This window comes from Prosthecobacter fusiformis, assembly GCF_004364345.1.
Lineage (GTDB): Bacteria > Verrucomicrobiota > Verrucomicrobiia > Verrucomicrobiales > Verrucomicrobiaceae > Prosthecobacter > Prosthecobacter fusiformis.
The window spans coordinates 573,618-591,781 of the sequence record NZ_SOCA01000001.1 but is presented as its reverse complement, the minus strand read 5'-3'; the positions used below and the strand labels follow the sequence as shown (position 1 = coordinate 591,781).

Below are 18,164 nucleotides of genomic sequence, written 5' to 3'. Positions count from 1 at the left end.
AAGCCTGGGGGTGCTTTTTGGGGGTTGGCCTCTGAGTGAAATGCAGCTCCCGCCTGGGAGAGAATTAAGCGCGATTATTCACAGAGCCTTTTTGCTGGCGAGAATGGCCGCTTTGAGTTCTTGGATTTTTGCGTCGGCTTGGTCAATGAGGGGGTCGAACATGGGGATTTCCTTGGCATTTTGCCCTTGCTCATGTTTGCGGAAGCCGAAGAGGTAGGTCTCGTTTTGCGGACGCCAGCGGTTGAAGAAGAGTTCGTCTTTTTTCAAGACTTCGCGCTGGAGGGGATCGAGTTCCGTTTTTGTGACCTGAGGAAAGGTATAGCCGAGTCCTTCAATGAGGACGGTGCTGAGTTTTTCATACCCTTCACGGGTATAGTGGACACCGTTTTCGGTGAGGGGCTTGGAGGTCTGGCCAGGTTTGGGGATGCCCCCCATGAGTTCAAACCAGTCCACAAAATAGGTGTTTTGAGCGGCGGCAAATTTGCGCAGAGCATCCCGAAAGCTGGAGAGACGCTTGTTGGCATCCGTTTGATCCGGCAGCGGCGGGGGCAGCGTTTCGAGTGGGGGAGGCGTGGCGACGATAATGCGCACGCCTGGAGATTGCTTACGGATGAGGGAGAGGAGATTGCGGTATCCAGTGAGGAAGCGGGGCAGGTCCTTGAGACCTTCAAAGGCCATTTCAGAGCCGTAACACAGAAGCACGACATTGGGTTTCAGTAGTTGCAGATGCTGGGTCATGCGCTCCAGACCCTCCTCAGGCGGGCCAAAGTAGGACCGCGCATGGCCGTAAACGGTATCGCCACTCCAGGCGAGATTGCGCACGGTGACCTTGGTTTCGCCGAGAGCCAGGGCGAGGCGGGGTTCAAAGGTGGCATACCGCTGCTCACGCTCAATGACCGTATTGCCGATGAGGACCACGCGGTCTCCATCTTTGAATTCAAAAGACGTCTTTTCCTCAGAGGTCACAGGTGCCACCACGTTTTGGGCAGGTGCAGACAGGCTGCCGAGGAGACAGGCCAATGCGGCAGCGAATAAAGGATTCCGGATCATGCGAAGGGTATTGGAGATGATCCGGCGGGGGATGTCCAGAAGGGAAAATTTACAGAGGGGGAGGAAAATCCTATTTCCTGAGCTACGTGAGGATATCCTGGATGACATGCCCATGCACATCGGTGAGGCGGCGGTCGATGCCGTTGTGGTAGTAGCTGAGGCGCTCGTGGTCCAGGCCCATGAGGTGGAGGATGGTGGCGTGGAGATCGTAAATGGTGGTGATTTTGTCCACGGCTTTGTGGCCGAGCTCGTCGGTGGAGCCGTAGCTGATGCCGGGTTTCACGCCTGCGCCGGTCATCCAAACGGTGAAGCCCTGGGGGTTGTGGTCACGGCCGCTGGCACCTTTCTGGAAGGTGGGCATGCGGCCGAATTCGGTGCACCAGACGACGAGGGTGTCTTCCAAAAGACCACGCTGGCGGAGATCGCGAATGAGGGCGGCGGAGGGTTGGTCGAAAATGGGGGCGTGTTTGTCATACTGCTCCTTGAGCTTTTTGTGTCCGTCCCAGTTGCCGATGCCTTCACCCATGGCATACGCACCGTTATAAAGCTTTACGCAGCGGACGCCACGCTCCAGAAGACGGCGGGCGAGGAGGCAGTTTTTGGCGAAGCCGCTTTTCACAGGGTGCGGATCATCCACGCCATAGGCCTTCAGGGTTGTGGCGGATTCTTTGGAGAGGTCGCTCACCTCCGGGACGGAGAGCTGCATTTTGGCGGCAAGCTCATAACTGGAGATGCGGGCGGCGAGTTCAGTATCCCCCGTGAATTTTTCCAGATGTTTTTCGTTGAGGAATTTCAAGACATCGCGGGAGGCGAGGTCGCTGGCGACGGAGACTTTTTCGGGGCGGGCGAGGTTATAAATGGGGCGGCTGGAATTGAAGGCGGTGCCCTGGAAGACGGCGGGGAGAAAACCATTGCCCCAGTTGTTGACACCTGCTTGGGGGACGCCGCGAGGGTCCGGGATGGCGACATAGGCGGGGAGGTTTTCGGCTTCGGAGCCGAGGGCGTAACTGACCCAGGAGCCGAGGCTGGGAAAACCATCGAAGATAAAGCCGGTGCTCATCTGGTTTTCCGCCGGGCCGTGGGTATTCGATTTAGCCGTCATCGAATGAATAAATGTGAGGTCATCGGCCATGGCGGCGAGATGGGGGAAGAGGTCGGACACCATCTTGCCGGTCTGGCCGCGCGGTTTGAAGTCATAGAGTGGCCTAACTAGGTTTCCGTTCTCGCCTTGGAAGGTGAGGAAGTTTTCCTTGGCCCCTGGCATGGGCTTGCCGTCCATCTTGAGAAGCTGCGGTTTCCAATCCCAGGAGTCCAGGTGGCTGACGGCACCGGAGCAGAAAATGACAAGCACACGCTTGGCCTTGGGGGCGAAGTGAGTGGGGCGGGAGCCAAGCGGATTATCTGGACGTATCAGCGGACGGATGGCCTGGGTGGTGGCGCGGGCGGTGTTTTCAGAGAGCAGGGAGGCAAGCCCAATTCCGGCGGCACTGGAGAGAAAATTGCGCCGGTTCAGCAGGCCAAGGCCGTTGTTGGAGAGTGGGGAATTCATGGGACAAAAAGGAATTCGTTGGCATTTAGCAGCACGCGGCAGAGAGCAGGGAGACCGTGGTCTTTAACGAGGGTTTGACAGGCGGCGACTTCATCCTCCCCAGGCTGACGCTGGGTAGTGAGGGCGAAGGCGCGCCGGATCTGCTGTTCAGGCACCGGGCCTGCATCGCGTAGGATGCGTGTGGCGAAGATCTCCGCCTGCTGATTGACGAAGCTGCTGTTGAAAAGGCTGAGTGCCTGGATGGCGGTGGTGGAGCGCGAACGTTTGGGCTGGGCCTGACCGGCATCAGGACAGTCGAAGCTGCCGAAGGTGGAGTCCTGGGCGACGCGGACCTTGGTCATGTAAATCATGCGCCGCCAGTCCTCCGGGCTGAATGAGGGCTTAGGGTCATAGACACGAACGTAGTTGCTGTTAGGTGCGAATGCGCTGTAACCAGGGCCACCCATTTTGAGGTCGAGCGTGCCTGCGACGGCAAGCATGGCATCGTGAAGGGCCTCAGCCTCCATGCGGCGAGGAGGATAGCGCCAGAGGAGCTGAGTCTGGGCATCGGCAGAAAGGCCGTCTTCGCGTGGTGCACTGCTTTGCCGCCAGGTCTGGCTCATGACGATGAGCTTCTGCATGTGCTTGATGCTCCAGCCGCTGCGGATAAACTCCGAGGCGAGCCAGGAGAGGAGTTCGGGATGGGTGGGAAGGGCACCGTTGCGGCCGAAGTCGTTGGGGGTATTGACGATGCCTTCGCCAAAATGATGCTGCCAGAGGCGGTTCACAAGGACACGGGCAGGCAGGGGATGGGCAGGATCGGCCAGCCACTTGGCTAGGGCGATGCGGCGCTGTTGTTCGGGTGTGTCGCTGGCGAGGTTTAAAGTGGTGCCGATGGCGGTAACAGCCCCTGGAGGAACCTCCTGTTTCGGCTGGGTGACATCACCCCGATTGAGCAGGAAGGCGGGGCCAGGTTGCTCGAATTTTCCGGCATAGACCATGGGACCCGATTTGGCGGTGCGAAGCTGGCCCTCCAAGGTGCTGAGTTCACCCTTGGCCGCATGAAAGGCGGCCACGAGGGCAGGGTCTTGGGGCTCTGAGAGGAGCTGTCTTTCTTTGGGGCCGGAATAGGCTTTGCGGTCGCTATTCTCACTGACTTTATACCACGTCCCATCGGCTAGAGCGACTTCGATAAGGTATTCTACCGGCAGCCGGTCACTGAAAGCATCCAGCCGGTCACGGCCCCAGACGACAGCTTCAATGGATTCATTTTGGGCGAATTCCACCTGCACCCAACCGCTGCCTTTGGTGGTGCTGATCCAGCTGCGGTCATTGCCATACTGCCCGTCGTTGAGATGCTCAAGCCGGTGCTTAATGCCGCCCCGGCTGCCAGAGGCAGACACTTTTACACTGGGGGCTGCGAGGGCGACATTGCGGCCTGCCGTGTTGTAGATTTCCAGTTCATCCAGGCAGGGTTCGTTGAGGTTGTTTTGAGATGTGGCAAGGATGGTAAAGCGGAGCTTCTGAGTTTGAATGGGAGGAAAGCGGTCCACATTACGGTGTGAGTGAACCGGAGGACGTAAGGCTCCCGAAGCAGCCAGCGGCTCATATTGAAGAAGCTGGTGGGTGGCCTTTGTCAGGCGGGGGAGGAGGGTGGCGGTATCCTCCTCATTCTGTCTGGCCTCCTTGCTTTTAAGCGGTCGCTCGCCATGACGCACGCCGCTGAAGATGGCCTGGAGGCTGTAGTAATCGGCCTGGGAAACGGGGTCGAATTTGTGATCGTGGCAGCGGGCGCAATGAAGGGTGAGGCCGAGGAAAGCGCCGCCAGTAATGCTGACCATGTCGTTAAGCTCATCTTGGCGGGCCTTGGCTTTGGACTCCTCATCTTTGCCGGTCTGGCCTGGGAGCAGAGCTGCATTGGCGACGATGAACCCGGTGGCGGCATCGGTGCCGACGGCATCTCCGGCGAGCTGTTCCATGATGAACTGGGGATAAGGTGTGTCGTTGTTAAAGGCATTGATGACGTAGTCGCGATACGGCCAGGCGTTAGGGCGTGGGGTATTGACTTCAAAGCCATGGGTCTCACCAAAAGCGATGACGTCTAACCAATGGCGTGCCCAGCGCTCGCCATAACGAGGGGAGGCCAGCAGGCGATCCACGAGTTTTTCATAGGACCGAGGATCGCTGTCGGCAGCGAAGGATTCGACCTCTTCAGGCGAAGGCGGCAGGCCGTGTAGGACGATGTAAAGGCGGCGGATGAGGGTGCGTCGATCCGCCTGGGGCGAGAGGCTAAGGCCTTTTTCCTGGAGCTTGGCAGTGATAAAGGAATCCAGGCTGCCTTGCTGCGGGGGAAGAGGTTTGAAGGACCAATGGTCGCGCTTGTCCACGCTCTTCGCTAGGTCCACGCCGTCCGGCCAAACTGCGCCTTCATTGATCCAGCGGGTGAGGATGGCTACCTCTGCGGTGGAGAGCCGTGCGCCTTTGGGAGGCATCTGCATGTCTTCGTCATCGGTGGTGATGAACTGGATGAGTGGGCTGTCCTGGGCTTGGCCGGGAAGAATGTTGGGCGCGTGGGAGTCGCCGCCTTTGAGGGCTTCGGATTTGATATCCAAACGGAGGCCTGACTTTTGTTTTTCCGGGCCGTGACAGGAATAGCAATGATGCTCAAGCACGGGGCGTACTTCGCGAACAAAGTCCACGGGAGTGGCGCTGAGGCTGGCGGTCAGAGTGACCCAGACGAGGGAGGCGGATTTCATCATGCAGTCTCAATGGTAAGGATTTCCTGCGTCAAATAAGGCACGGATTTCAGCGTCCGTCATAGTGCGGCCTAACAGGATAAGTTCGTCAACACGTCCGCTGAGCTTGCGGTCTTTAGAGTTCCAGTTGCCGATCTGGGCGGGGCCGAGGAGGGCCGGGTGGGCGGTGGCCTGAAGGGACTCTTTGTCAAAGAGGCCATTGAGGTAAAAGCGGATGCGTCGTGCGTCCGCATCATAGGTGACGGCGACATGGACCCAGCGGCCGTTTTTAGGAAGCACGGGTGTGAGTGAATCCGGGAAGCCATCCTTTTCACCGGAGTCTGGCGGGAGGGTGTTGCGCTTTAGGGCGAGGCGCATGGTGGCATCGTCCTTGATGATCCAGTGCACCTGGCCGCGCTTGTCCTCATCCCAACCATCGGTGTGGTAAAGGGATTGGTAAGGAGACTCGAGGCGGTCAAGTCGGACCCAGGCGGCAAGGGTGAGCTGGGGCCACGCATGCTCCGCACCAGCATTGAGCTTCATGTGGTCACCCACGTTGACAAACTCCGGCGCGCGGGTGCCCGGCCAGCGTCCTTGGGTCATCCGAAAAGTGCCTGGAGGAAGGTTTTCATCTTCAAAATCAAGCAGGGCAATGAGGGCCTCATCCTTGCGCAGGGCGGCAATGGCGGCATCCGACTGGCTGCGCTGGCCGGAGGAAAGCGCGGCCTGGAGGGACTGGGTTTCATCCGGCTGGATGAAGGCGGCAGAGCGGATCTCACGTGAGGCACCAGCCCCGGACTGGAGGGAGTAAGCCTGGCCATCGCGGAGGCTCTGGCGTTTGCCACCTTTGGCGGACTGGGCGATGACCTCACCCTGGAAGACGTGGATTTCGGCTTGGCCCTGCTGGGGGACGTCCACGCCAAATTTGGTGCCCAGATCCACGGCTTTTCCGGTTGGGGTAATGACGGTAAAACCTTTGGCCGAAGGCGGTACATCAGCGGCCACACGACCATGTTTCATGTGCAGGCGCTGGGCGGATTCAAACTGGAAGGAAGCTGGAGCCTCGATAACCACATGCGCTCCAAGTGCGGTGATGAACTCGACGGTTCCTGCCTGGATGGAATAATGTTTTCCATGAATTTCCATGCCCTGAGGAAAGGCATTGATGCCAATGCCACGTGCGACAGTCGCATGGACTTGCGTTGCAGACTGCCACCACCAGGTGCCGGTGAGCAGGACGGTGAGGGCAGCTGCCGCAGCCAGCCAGGTGCGGGCCGTGGTGGTGCGCATGGGCTTGACAGGGAGAGTCAGCGATTGGGGTTCCCACCCAGCGGCTTGCTCGGCCAGGGCGGAATCGAGATTGGCGAGATCGGCAAAGAGGCGGCGTGAACTAGACTGGGCGAGGAGGAACTCCTCTAGCTGCCGGACTTCTTCCGCACTCGCTTGTCCATCCAAGTAGCGGTTGGCCAGATCGTCAAAGTTCATGACGGTTCCTCCTTGGCGAGCTCACGCTGCACGCAGTCCTGAAGCAGACGACGGATGCGGTGCAGCCATTGATAAAAACCGGCAACGGTGCGTCCGCTGGTGGTGGCGATGGACTGGATGCTGGCGGCGGGCTGATAAGCCTGCATGAGGAGATGACGCTGGTCCGGCTCGAGCTTTTGAGTGCAGGATTCCAAGGCGCGGCGCTGACGCTCCAGGCGGGTGTCGTCCTGGGCCGTTTCTTCAGCAATAAGATCCACGACCTCCTCACTGAGGACGAGTCGGTCGCGGCCTTTGTCGCGCAGCCAGGAGAGCACTTTGAACCGGGCGATGCTGAAGGCCCAGGGGCGAAATTCTGCGCCTTCTTTAAATTCGCCAAACTTATCCCACAACACGATGGCCACCTCCTGCATGATGTCATCGGCATCGGCGCGTGAAGGCACCAGACGCCGGACATATGCGCGGACGGCTGGCTCATGCGCGGTGAGGGTGCGCAGGAAACGCTGGTGCTGTTCGGCTTCGGCAGGGGACATGGCTTTCAAGAGTAGTTTCCTGAAGCCGACGGGATTTAACGAACTTTTTCTGTCTGGGTACAGTATTCATCACTCTCCGAGTGATGTTTTCGGAGGTGGCAGGCCCCAAGATACTGCACTTAAACGAAGGTCTTGTTCCGCAATGGCGTTCAAAATCTCATCACTCGGAGAGTGATGAGTACTGTACTCGCTTCAGGACGAGAATGATGTCCGGGTAGCTGTCATCAAGCTTGCGCGGAGAGTCGAGATCGTAGGTGAAGTCGTAGCAGATTTGGAGAGTGAATTCCGGAACTTTGCGAAGCAGGGCCTTTAACTGACGGGCATCGTAGGTGCGGAACTGCCAGCGGGTCTCCTGAATGCGGGTGCGGCCTGCGTGGGTGATTTTCAAACGGGTGCGAAGGTCTTCGAGGCGGGTCTTGCGGTTAGGCGGCCAAGTGTGGGTATTACAGACGACCTCGATGTCATTCCGGGTGGCCTTCCAACGTTCGTGCTCTTCTTTGCCCTTGGCATACTGGCTCAAATGAAGGCCGAGAACAAAGATGCCGCCGGGCTTTAAGACTGCGGCCACACGTTGAAGGCATGCCATGGCATCGGCTTCAGTCTGGAGGTATTTAAAAGTGCTGACCAGGCAGTGGGCGAGGTCGTAGTGAGCGGTTTTTGGCAATGTGAAGTTCTGCATCCAGTCTGGCCACAGGCGGGCTTTGAGGTCGTTTTTGCGCAGCCGTTCCTTGGCGAAGTCGAGCATCTTTTCATTGCCGTCAAATCCGGCTACGTCCCAGCCGCGACGCGCCATTTCGATGACCAGCCTGCCGCTACCACAGGCGGGCTCCAGGACACGGCGGGTGCGGCTTTTGTCGCCAAAGATTGTCCAGACCATTTCTAGGAAGGTGGCTTCGCGCGGGGTATCTGCATCGAAGATGATGTCATAATAGAGCGGCGTGTCATACCAGTCGCGATGGTCAGTGGGCATGAGGCATGGGTAGATGGGAAGCGATGACTGACAACTGCTGATGAAACGATGCAGGAAGGCACGTTTCCTGATTAGCCTTTTCGTCGCACTCTTTCTGTCAGGTCATTATTTTATGAGGTTTCTATTTCTTTTGCTGGCCTTTATCGGCTTGTCCTATCCTGGGCTTGCACAAGAGCTGCTAGGTGCAAAGCCTCCCTTGGATATGATCATCCGGAATGCGTTGATTGTGGATGGAACGGGGGCGGCTGCTTTTGAAGGTAGCGTGGGGATTCGTGAGGGAAGAATCACGGCGCTGGGTGCAGTAAAGGAGTCCGCGAAGGCTGAGCTGGATGCGCAAGGGCGGGTGGTGGCTCCGGGATTTATCGATGTGCATACGCACTCGGAAAACATCTGCAAACTACCGGAGGCAGAGAACTTCCTGCGCATGGGGGTGACGACGATCGTGACAGGAAACTGTGGCATGTCGCGGACAGATGTGGCTGCGTTTTTCAAGGAGATAGAAAAGGCGAAGGTGAGTCTGCATGTGGGAGCACTGGTCGGCCACGGGGCTGTGCGAGAGCAGGGAATGGGCGGGCGGTTTATCCGTGCTCCCACGGCGGAGCAACTGGAGGCGATGAAGGCGCTGGTGGAGCAGGGGATGAAGGACGGTGCGCTAGGCATGAGCACGGGGCTGATCTATGTGCCGGGCTCCTTTGCGAAGACGGAGGAGATCATTGAACTGGCGAAGGTGGTGGCCCGCTATGACGGGGTGTATGCCAGCCATATGCGGTATGAGACAAGCCGCATTTTTTCCGCGTTGGATGAACTCACCAGCATCGCGCGAGAAGCCCAGGTGAGGACGGAGCTTTCGCACATCAAGCTTTCCGGGCCGAGTGCCTGGGGGCGGGCTGACGAGGTGCTGGCCTATCTGGACAAGGCGCGTGCAGAAGGGCTGAGGATCACGCATGATCAGTATGCATATACGGCATCCAGCACTGGGCTACGGCAGACGATCCCAGACGCGGCCTTGGAAGGGACGAGGGAGGACTTTGTGGCACGTGTGAATGATCCTGCCAGGAAAGCGGAGATCATTCACGGGATGAAGGAAATTTTAAGCAGGAGCGGACGCACGGATTACAGTTATGCCGTGATCGCGAGATTCGCTGCCGATCCTTCTTTGAATGGACTGACGATCCCGGCGGCTGCAAAGCGTGTGCGAGGTGCAGACAGCCTGGAGGACCAAATCGAGCTTCTGCTGGACATCGAGAAACGAGGCGGCGGAAGCGGGGTCTTTCACGGCATGAGTGAAGAAGATCTGCGGCGTTTTTTGAAACATCCGCATACGATGATCGCCAGTGACGGAGGTCCGCGTCTGCTGGGGGAGGATGTGCCGCATCCGCGCAGTTATGGGAACAATGCACGCATCCTATCCCGGTATGTGCGCGAACAAAAAGTGCTAACACTGGAAGAGGCGGTCTGTCGCATGACGAGTCTGCCTGCTGAGACCTTTGGAATGAAGGACCGGGGTGTGCTGAAGCCTGGGGCGTGGGCAGACCTGGTGATCTTCGATCTTGAGAAGGTGCAGGACATGTCCGAATTTAATGACCCGCATCATTATTCGGAGGGGTTTACGGATGTGCTGGTGGACGGGGTGCCGGTGATTCGTGAAGGCAAGCTGACGGAAGCCAGGCCAGGTGGTCCTCTGCGGCGATGAGGCTTATTTCAAGGCCACAAATTCACCGGTGAATTCTACGCACGTACGCTCATCTTCTTCAATGGTCACCTGGAGTGTGAGGCGTGCTTTGCCAGTCTCCTCAAAGATTGTCCTGAATGCTGAGAGTGCGGCGGGATCTGGGTGGTGGCAGATGGCCCGCAGGGTGCGGGTGACCGGGTGACGGTAGCGAATGGCGCTTTCCCGAATGACGATGTGTGCGGAGCGATCGCCTAACAAAAGCCAGAGGAGACTGTAACCGGCGAGGGTGGCCAGGGCGCTGAGGCTCCCACCAAAGGCGGTGCCTAGGTGGTTGTGATTGGGCTCCAAGGGGGCCGTGAGAACGAGTTGTTTTTCATCGTAACTTTCCACACGCACACCCATGGCGTGGGTGAGTGGGATTTGCTGGTGAAGAAACAGCTCTGTCTCATGCAGGAAGGCTGCGCTCATGTATCTAACTGCTGGATGCGAGCGAGGTGGCGGCCGCCTTCAAAAGGGGTGGTGAGGAAGATATCGACGATCTGCAGGGCAGTGCCTAGATCCATCATGCGCCCACCCAGGGAGAGGACGTTGGCATCGTTATGCTGACGGGTGAGGATGGCGGATTCAAGATTCCAGCAAAGTCCGCAGCGGATGCCTTTGACGCGGTTGGCGGCGATGGCTTCTCCATTGCCGGATCCGCCGAGAACGATGCCGCGCTCATATTTCCCTATCGCCACTCCTTCCGCCACAGGACGGATGAAGCGAGGATAGTCCACGGACTCTTCAGAATGCGTTCCGAAGTCCATGACCTCATGCCCGGCGTCCTGGAGATGGGTGATGATGGCCTGTTTATAACGATAACCTGCGTGGTCAGAACCAATGGCAATTTTCATGAGGAATAGAGTTTAAAAATTAATGGGTCCACCATTTGGACAGACGGGCTTCGGCGGACTCGGGTTTATTGAGGCTACTTTCAGCGTAATGGGAGGTATCATTGAAGAGCATCAGGCGGGCGCGGACGGAGTCTTTAAAATCTACGATGTTCAGGGCGGCAGGGTCTTGATCCAAATTGTCGCGATAACGACGAGGGTCGAACCCTAGAAGGGAACTGAGCAGGAGACGGATGGTGGCCTTGTGGGAGACAACGAGAATGGACTGTCCTTCGTGATGGCGGACGATTTCCAGCAGGGCGGGCAGAGCGCGGGCAGTGACGCCGAGGCCGCTTTCGCCACCTTCCGGTGCAAAGGTATAGGGGTCTTCATCCCAGGCAGCAGCTTCTTTGGGAAACTGCTGTTCCACTTCGTGACGGGTCATCTGCTCCCAGTGGCCATGAGAGATTTCACGCAGACCATCGCGAGGCTGGACATCCAGGCCGTGGGGCGCGGCGAGAATGCGTGCGGTCTCCATCGTGCGATCCAGCGGCGAGGCGTAAGCGGCAGAGATGTGAAGGCTGCTGAGGCGCGCCGCAAGGGAGGCGGCCTGCTGGCGACCTTCATCGGAAAGCGGGACATTGGTGGCTCCGGCAAAACGGTCTTCGGCAGTGAGAATCGTGGCTCCGTGGCGAATGAGGTAAATGCGTGTGATGGGCATGAGCGTGGCTTGTTGTTAGCACGGGCAGGACCAGACGCCGGGCTGTTTCTTCTGCAAATGAAAAGCTGCCAGCTTCCATGTCTAAAGATTGGGCTGAGACTGACCAGACTGCATTCGCTTGCATGCAATCGTTGAGCGAGAATCGAAATGTCAAAGCAACCTCAACTTCTAAAACATCATGTCCAAGCTCCTCGTCCTGTATTATTCCACTTATGGTCACATTGAAACCATGGCCAAGGCCGTTGCCGAAGGTGCCAGCAGTGTTGAAGGTGTGGAAGTTACGTTGAAACGCGTTCCTGAAACACTGCCAGATGAAGTCATTCAAAAGATGGGTGGCAAGCTGGATCAAACCGCACCTGTGGCTACGGCTGCAGAGCTGGCAGATTATGATGCCATCATTATTGGCACGCCTACCCGCTTCGGTAACATGACGGCGCAGATGCGTGCTTTTTGGGACCAAACCGGCGGCCTGTGGGTCAAAGGGGCATTGATTGGCAAGGTCGGCAGTGTTTTCACCAGCACGGGTACTGGCGGAGGAAATGAATCCACCATTTTGACGACGATCCCGACGCTGCTGCATCACGGGATGATTTATGTGGGCCTGCCATATTCAGCACCGGAACTGACGGACATCAGCGAAGTGCGTGGTGGCAGTCCATATGGCGCGGGGACCATCGCAGGTGCGGATGGCTCCCGTCAGCCAAGTGAAAAGGAGCTGTCACTGGCCCGGTTTCAAGGCAAACACGTGGCAGGAATCACGGCGAAGCTAAACGCCTGATCCAGATAACCTTTCCGCGAAAAACCCTCTCCTGGCGCAGGAGAGGGTTTATGTTTCCAATCGTTCGTTAACGCAAAAAAATTGTAAAAACGTTTGACGTTAATGCAACTCGATTGCCATAGTTGAGGCGTTATGAAGCCTCCCGCATACTTCCCCCCCATCTTCGTCGTCGCCTTTGGCCTTCTAGTTTCTGGAGGACTCCAGGCGCAAACTTCGGCTCAGTTTCAAGCGCAGCAACAGCAGAAGTATGCGTATTCCACCTTCAGTGCCATGTCGGCGCCCGTTGTGCTGCCGATGGATGGAGATGCGGATTGGCTGACTGGACTGGATGTGAGCTTGGCGGACAAAATTTTTCCGCATGTGCACTTGGACATGGCCTTTGGCACTTCCAGCATTGATCAAGGCGAACTGCGCACCGGGCATCACGACCCAGAAGCAAGAGATGCGGTGACCTTTCAGAATGTGGAGTTTGGCCTTTCGGGAAGACTGGATGACCACAACGAATTCTTTGTGACCTACGCGGCGGCAGTGGCTGACAGCCGTATCGACCCCATCTTTGAAGAAGTGTTCTGGAAGTTCAAAAATCTGCCGGGTGGGTTTGAGGTGCGTGGAGGGCGGGTTTACAATCGCTTCGGCATTCAGAATACCTATCACCCGCACGGGTTCGATTGGATTGACCAGTATTTGGTGAATACACGGATGCTGGGAGAAGACTCAATGACCACCATCGGGGGAGAGATCACCTGGGTGGCGCCACTGCCTTGGACTTCCCAGTTTGATGTGGCTCTGGGGGTGGCACCTGGCCATGATGAGCATGGACATGGCCACGAGCATGAGGATGAACATGCGGCCCGCTATGCTGCGGAAGAGTCCTACTTTGCCGAGGGTGAGTTCATGACCGTGGTTAACTGGACCAACGTTTACAACTACAATGACTTCCACCAGTTCCGCGGCGGTGTCTCCGGTGCCTGGGCGGACAATGAATCGGGTTATCGCACGAGCATCTACGGGGTGCATGCTGAATACCAGTGGCGCGAAAACGGTTATGATCCCGGCGGCCGCTATCTGCGCGTGCGCTCGGAGGCCATGTTCAATCGCTACAAAGTGGAAGATGAACTGGTTGAAGGCCGCGACCCGAATACACAGCAGGACTTTGGTGCGTACTTAAGTGTTCTGTATGGCCTGGGGAATAATTTGGAAGCTGGACTGCGGGGCGAATATGTAGCTGGAAACTATGAAACGGACCAGGACGCCCGCTTCCGTGTGAGCCCTGGGGTTACTTGGTATGCGAATGATGCCCGCACCTTGCGTTTCCGCCTACAATACAACTATGATAACTCCAACGAGCGTGGAACTGACCATGCAGTCTGGGCTCAGGTAAGCTTTAACTGGGGTGGTCCTGAAGTTCGGTGATTAGAGGCAACAATTTTGCATTAACAATCGTTTACTCCTGGTGCCTTGAGGACAAGGCACCCACTTTTTCTCCGCCATGAAAACATTTGCCTCCATCCTGCTTCTTCTCGGTCTGAGCATGAGCGCACAAGCCGCCGTCAAAGTCGCCAGCCTGCATCCTATCCTGGCGGATGTGGCCCGGCAGGTGGGCGGAGCCAATGTGGAAGTGGTGGAAGTGCTGAAGGCGGGCGGTGATGTCCACCATTTTGAGCCTTCGGCCCGGGACATTGCGGCCATGCGCGGGGCACCCCTCATTCTGGCCTGTGGGAAGCATTTGGAAACCTACTTGGACAAGCTGCGGGACAGTGTGGGCAGTGGAGTTAAAATTGTGGAAGTAGGCAAGCCGATCCCCTCGCTTCTGCTGGACCCATCAAACGAAATTTTTGTGTGCTGTCCGGCTCATGCGAAGAGCAGCATCGATCCTCATTGGTGGCATAGCGCTGAAAACATGAAGCGAGCTGCACGCATCATCGCGGATGAACTGAGCGCGGTGGACCCGGCCAACGGGGCTGCTTATGAAGCGGGAGCGAAGGCGGCGGGCGTCAAATTCATGCAGCTCAAAAGCTGGGCGCAGAAGGAAATCGCACGCATCCCGCGCAGTGATCGCAAACTGGTGACGGCGCATGCTGCCTTCGGCTACTTCTGCAAAGAATATGGTTTCAAAACCATCCCCATGCTGGGCATCGGCCGCAGTGATGACATCTCGGCGCAATACATCGCCCAGACCATCCAGGCGATCCGTGACAACAAGATTAAGGCCGTCTTTCCGGAAGATCAGGCAAACCCAAAGGTGCTGACGGAGATCGTGCGCAGCACTGGCGTCAAAACCGGTCAGGCATTGGTGGCGGATGGTACTTCTGTGCATGCGCACACCTTTGAAGCCATGCTCACACACAATGTGCGGGCGATTGTGGCGGCGCTCGGCGGGCAGTAAGTGAGGTAGGCAGAAGCGCCCGCATCACTTCGATTCACCTCATGCGCGGCTGAGGGTCATCACGCATTCCAGGTGTTTGGTCTGGGGGAAGAGGTCAAAAGGCTGCACTTTCTCCAGCTTGAATTCGGCTTCGGTGAAAAGTACTAAGTCCCGCATCTGGGTGGCAGGATTGCAGGAAATGTACACGACGCGCTTCGGATCAAAGGCGAAGAGCTGCTGGAGAAATTCCTCACTGCACCCGGCACGCGGTGGGTCGATGATGACCACCGTCTCATGTCCGGGGTGGGGCACCTCTTTGAAAATTTCACGGGCATCCGCAGCCAGGAAGCGACAGTTCGACAATCCGTTGATCTCGGCATTGTGGGCGGCTTTGCGCACGGCGCTTTCGGAGAGTTCCACACCGATGACTTCTTCAAAATGGCGGGCGGCGCTGATGCCAAACAGACCGCTGCCGCAGTAGGCATCCACGAGGAAGCGGGCACCCGCTGACTTAGCCTCATCCACGGCATAACCGACAAAGTCCGCCAGAATGAAAGGATTGTTTTGGAAGAAATCACCGGCCTGAAATTCGAACTTAACATCCCCCACTTGCTCAATGGCAATTTGATCTGCTTTGGTGAGCACTCCATTGACGGCGGCGCGCATCAGCAGGGTGGCACCGTTTTTGAGAGAATCCTGATTGGCACGGGCTTGGGCACGAACAACGGTTAATTGCTCATTGAGCTGCGGCATGGCAATGGGGCACTGCTCCACATCCACCATGGCGTTGCGTGTTCCCACTCGGAGAAAGCCGATGGCACCAATTTCACCCGCCTTGGGTTTATGAAAGTGGGGAGTGATTTTGGACCTGTATTCGTACTGTTTCGGGGAGGCGATGACGGGCAGCACGGGGTGCTCGATCTTAGCCATGTGCTTCAGCAGTTCCTCCACCTGCCTGCGTTTCCACTCAATCTGTTTAGGATAGTCCAGGTGCTGATACTGACAGCCGCCGCAGGTGCCAAAAAGGGGGCAGGGGGCGGCCACTCTCTCCGAGGAAGGTTCCAAAACTTCCACGAGGTCGGCATTGCTGTAATTCTTGTGATTGCGGAAGACTCTGCAGCGCACCAGCTCCCCTGGGAGGGCAAAGGGCACAAAAACCACCCAGCCATCGACCCGCGCAACGCCACTGCCCTCATTCGTCAGGTTATCAATGCGGACATCGAGCTCCTGGTGATAGGCAAAGGGGTGGGCGACAAACTTGCGAGGGACCATCATTACTCTGTAGCAGAGCCATGAGGGAGGTCAAACGGGGGTGTGGCCCTGAGGCAGGCTGGCGGCGTAAACACGCAGGAGTTCAGTCACAAGAATGCCTTCAATAAGCATTCCCTCATAATTGGCTCCTTCGATGGAAAGGCCTGAGCAGTTAGCGTTGCGGATCATGGCCCCTGTCAGGGCCACGTCTTCAAAACGGGCGTTAGCTAGGCTGACATCCACAAACCGGGCTCCAGCCAGATTGACATCGAGAAATTGAGCAGCGCTGAGATTGGTATTGATCAATTCTGTGCCGGAAAGATCAGCATTTTCAGTTTTTGAGTTCACTGTTATGAGTGGGGTGGAATTGATTAAGAACGGAGAGGTGAGCTTCAGGATTGACGAAAATCTACGAAACCTCTAATTCAAAACCTGCCGCAAGTAATCACGCCTAACCAATGAGACTTTTATCACCCTTTGTGCCCATCTGGGTTTGTGCTGTTTTGATGGTGACCGGTCTGCCAGTGTGTGGTCATGCCCAACAGCCACCTTACCTCCAAAGCAAAGAAGCCTTCATGACAGGGCTGGGCAATGCCACCTGGGAGTGCTCCTTCACCAATTATCCGCGGTTGCGCTTTTATGCGGACAAGATTGAACTGCTGGCCGGGGATAACAAAGTCTTCGGCACGCTGAAGAACGTCAGCATTCTGGAGCCAGGCGTGATCCGTGTGGACTATAACAACGGAGGCATGGCTCTTTTCATTTTCTCGGAAGACCTCAAGACCTTTGTGCTGGCGAACATGAATGACATCAGCGAATTCGACATCGCTGGTGCTACCGTTCCTGTGAAACTCCCTGCTGGGGCTGCCGATCCTCCTTTGGAAGCTACGTTTAAAGACAATCCTTTCTGGAAAAAGATGCGCGTGCAAGCGGACAAGATGGAGGTGCTGGACGACAGTGGTGCGGTCTTGGCCGTCAATGAGGGCTTTGCTTTTTACCCTCATGCGCTGGGATTGAAGCTGCCGGATAAAAAAGCTGGTTTTGTGCTCCTTTCACGTCACCGCCCCGGCGGCTGGTACCTGAGCGGAAAGCATTTGGGCACTGGGGTAAAAACCGAACTGGTGGGGATGTTTCGTACTGGGCAGAGCAAGATGAGGGACTTTGCGCATCGCACGGCCCATTTTAACCGTCCGCTGCTCCGGGCTGGCGATCCGGCCCTGGCCTACGCGCAGGAGCAATATGCCCTGTACAATGCGGCCAACGTCTATGGCGAATCGTCTGAGCAGGTTCTCTACGCGCACAATGAAATAGGCAAGATTCGTGGATACGAACGCAGCTATGACCAGGCTGCCGCCTGGCACGCCCGTGCTTATGCATTGGCGAAATCCGGCTTCGGCGGTGACAAGGCGAAACTGCTGGAGATCGGCACGGACTTCGCAGAGAGCCAGGGGGAGATGGGCGATTTTGCCGCATCAAAGGCCACCCTGGCCGAAGTGGCTCCTCATCTGCCGCCTCCTGGCGGGGATGCTCGCGTTCCCTATGCTTTTTACAGGGCGCTAGGGGCAGCCGAATTTGGCCTGCGCAACTATGCCCAGGCGGCGCAAATTTTCACCGCTAATCAGAAGCGTGCCACGGAAGGAAAGCTGGAGTGGGGCGGCATTGAGTCCTACATGGATCTGGCTGCCTGTCAGATGGCGCTGAATCAGCCCCTTGAGGCGGCGGCCAGTGTCAGCCTGGCCATGGCCCGGCAGGAGGAGAGGTTCAAAATGCACCCCAAAATCACCTATGACACCTACGCGCTGTCACTGGCTGCCAATGCGGTGCAGAAATGGGATGAAGCCATCCGTTTCTCCGCCGAGACCCAGCGCCGCAGTTCGGTCACTTATATGGAGTGCGCTCGGCTGCTCGTTCTGGTGAATAAAGGAGACAAAGCTGCCGCGCAAAAGATGGCGCAAAACTTCGCCCGCCGTTTCGGCGGTGATCTGGATGAGGTGCAGATCCGCCGGGACATTGATGCCATGACCCTCGGTCTCACCACCGCCGTTGCTGCGATGACGCCGGAGGCCACCGCCGAACTCGAACGCCTGTGGGCCCAGCAGGTGGAATCCCTCCGCAAACGCCCTTTGCAAAATTACATCTTCGCCCGGGTGATGGTGGCGGCCATTGCGAGCTTGAAGAAGGGTGGGTAGGACGATTTATGGCTCTCAAAT

Annotated in this window: 16 protein-coding genes; 5 read left to right on the top strand and 11 right to left on the bottom strand. The window is 57.3% G+C overall.

The features are described 5' to 3' along the window. Positions 1–78: 78 nt before the first annotated feature. From EI77_RS02180 to EI77_RS02155, 6 genes are all read right to left on the bottom strand, one after another. Entirely contained in the window at positions 79–1,050 is a 972-nt protein-coding gene (locus tag EI77_RS02180) for a GDSL-type esterase/lipase family protein (RefSeq protein WP_166646973.1), read from the bottom strand. A gap of 82 nt (positions 1,051–1,132) precedes the next feature. Next, entirely contained in the window at positions 1,133–2,599 is a 1,467-nt protein-coding gene (locus EI77_RS02175) for a DUF1501 domain-containing protein (RefSeq protein WP_133793112.1), read from the bottom strand. After that, positions 2,596–5,337: a PSD1 and planctomycete cytochrome C domain-containing protein gene (locus EI77_RS02170; RefSeq protein WP_208300241.1), complete on the bottom strand. Its 2,742-nt coding sequence runs from the start codon at positions 5,335–5,337 to the stop codon at positions 2,596–2,598. The genes EI77_RS02175 and EI77_RS02170 overlap by 4 nt, the downstream gene beginning before the upstream one ends. A 6-nt stretch (positions 5,338–5,343) precedes the next feature. Continuing rightward, on the bottom strand, positions 5,344–6,798 hold the full coding sequence (locus EI77_RS02165) for a LamG-like jellyroll fold domain-containing protein (RefSeq protein WP_133793111.1): 1,455 nt from the start codon (positions 6,796–6,798) through the stop codon (positions 5,344–5,346). Further along, positions 6,795–7,328 carry a sigma-70 family RNA polymerase sigma factor gene (locus EI77_RS02160; RefSeq protein ID WP_133793110.1) on the bottom strand — a complete coding sequence of 178 codons (534 nt, stop codon included), beginning with the start codon at positions 7,326–7,328 and terminating at the stop codon, positions 6,795–6,797. Before EI77_RS02160 ends, EI77_RS02165 begins: the two co-directional genes overlap by 4 nt. Positions 7,329–7,488: 160 nt before the next feature. Continuing rightward, a complete protein-coding gene (locus tag EI77_RS02155) occupies positions 7,489–8,298 on the bottom strand; it encodes a class I SAM-dependent methyltransferase (protein ID WP_133793109.1) in 810 nt (269 codons plus the stop codon). Between the two features lie 202 nt (positions 8,299–8,500). On the opposite strand from EI77_RS02155, the gene EI77_RS02150 reads away from it, so the two are divergent. Further along, positions 8,501–9,991: an N-acyl-D-amino-acid deacylase family protein gene (locus EI77_RS02150; RefSeq protein ID WP_166646972.1), complete on the top strand. Its 1,491-nt coding sequence runs from the start codon at positions 8,501–8,503 to the stop codon at positions 9,989–9,991. Positions 9,992–9,994: 3 nt separating this feature from the next. Here the strand turns inward: EI77_RS02150 and EI77_RS02145 are convergent, their stop codons facing one another. Genes EI77_RS02145 through EI77_RS02135 form a run of 3 tightly spaced genes read right to left on the bottom strand, consistent with a single transcriptional unit; the run spans position 9,995 to position 11,560 of the window. Beyond that, the gene (locus EI77_RS02145) at positions 9,995–10,438 is read right to left on the bottom strand and encodes a thioesterase domain-containing protein (RefSeq protein WP_133793107.1); all 444 of its coding nucleotides are present in this window, start codon (positions 10,436–10,438) and stop codon (positions 9,995–9,997) included. Continuing rightward, on the bottom strand, positions 10,435–10,863 hold the full coding sequence (gene rpiB / locus EI77_RS02140) for a ribose 5-phosphate isomerase B (RefSeq protein WP_133793106.1): 429 nt from the start codon (positions 10,861–10,863) through the stop codon (positions 10,435–10,437). Before rpiB ends, EI77_RS02145 begins: the two co-directional genes overlap by 4 nt. A gap of 19 nt (positions 10,864–10,882) precedes the next feature. After that, on the bottom strand, positions 10,883–11,560 hold the full coding sequence (locus EI77_RS02135) for a histidine phosphatase family protein (protein ID WP_133793105.1): 678 nt from the start codon (positions 11,558–11,560) through the stop codon (positions 10,883–10,885). Positions 11,561–11,738: 178 nt separating this feature from the next. Between EI77_RS02135 and wrbA the strand changes: the two genes are divergently transcribed. The 3 genes from wrbA to EI77_RS02120 all read left to right on the top strand — a co-directional run bounded on the left by wrbA (position 11,739) and on the right by EI77_RS02120 (position 14,724). Further along, positions 11,739–12,338: an NAD(P)H:quinone oxidoreductase gene (wrbA, locus tag EI77_RS02130; protein WP_133793104.1), complete on the top strand. Its 600-nt coding sequence runs from the start codon at positions 11,739–11,741 to the stop codon at positions 12,336–12,338. Positions 12,339–12,470: 132 nt separating this feature from the next. Then, positions 12,471–13,751, top strand: a complete 1,281-nt coding sequence (locus tag EI77_RS02125) for a hypothetical protein (protein WP_133793103.1) — start codon at positions 12,471–12,473, stop codon at positions 13,749–13,751. 76 nt (positions 13,752–13,827) lie between these two features. Beyond that, complete coding sequence (locus EI77_RS02120) at positions 13,828–14,724, top strand: metal ABC transporter substrate-binding protein (RefSeq protein WP_133793102.1); 897 nt, start codon at positions 13,828–13,830, stop codon at positions 14,722–14,724. A 39-nt stretch (positions 14,725–14,763) separates the two neighbouring features. On the opposite strand, the gene EI77_RS02115 is transcribed toward EI77_RS02120, so the two are convergent. Both EI77_RS02115 and EI77_RS02110 read right to left on the bottom strand, forming a co-directional pair. Further along, a complete protein-coding gene (locus EI77_RS02115) occupies positions 14,764–15,978 on the bottom strand; it encodes a class I SAM-dependent RNA methyltransferase (RefSeq protein WP_133793101.1) in 1,215 nt (404 codons plus the stop codon). 27 nt (positions 15,979–16,005) lie between these two features. Next, a complete protein-coding gene (locus EI77_RS02110) occupies positions 16,006–16,302 on the bottom strand; it encodes a pentapeptide repeat-containing protein (protein WP_133793100.1) in 297 nt (98 codons plus the stop codon). A gap of 110 nt (positions 16,303–16,412) precedes the next feature. Between EI77_RS02110 and EI77_RS02105 the strand changes: the two genes are divergently transcribed. Next, complete coding sequence (locus EI77_RS02105) at positions 16,413–18,143, top strand: hypothetical protein (protein WP_208300240.1); 1,731 nt, start codon at positions 16,413–16,415, stop codon at positions 18,141–18,143. Positions 18,144–18,164 lie beyond the last annotated feature (21 nt).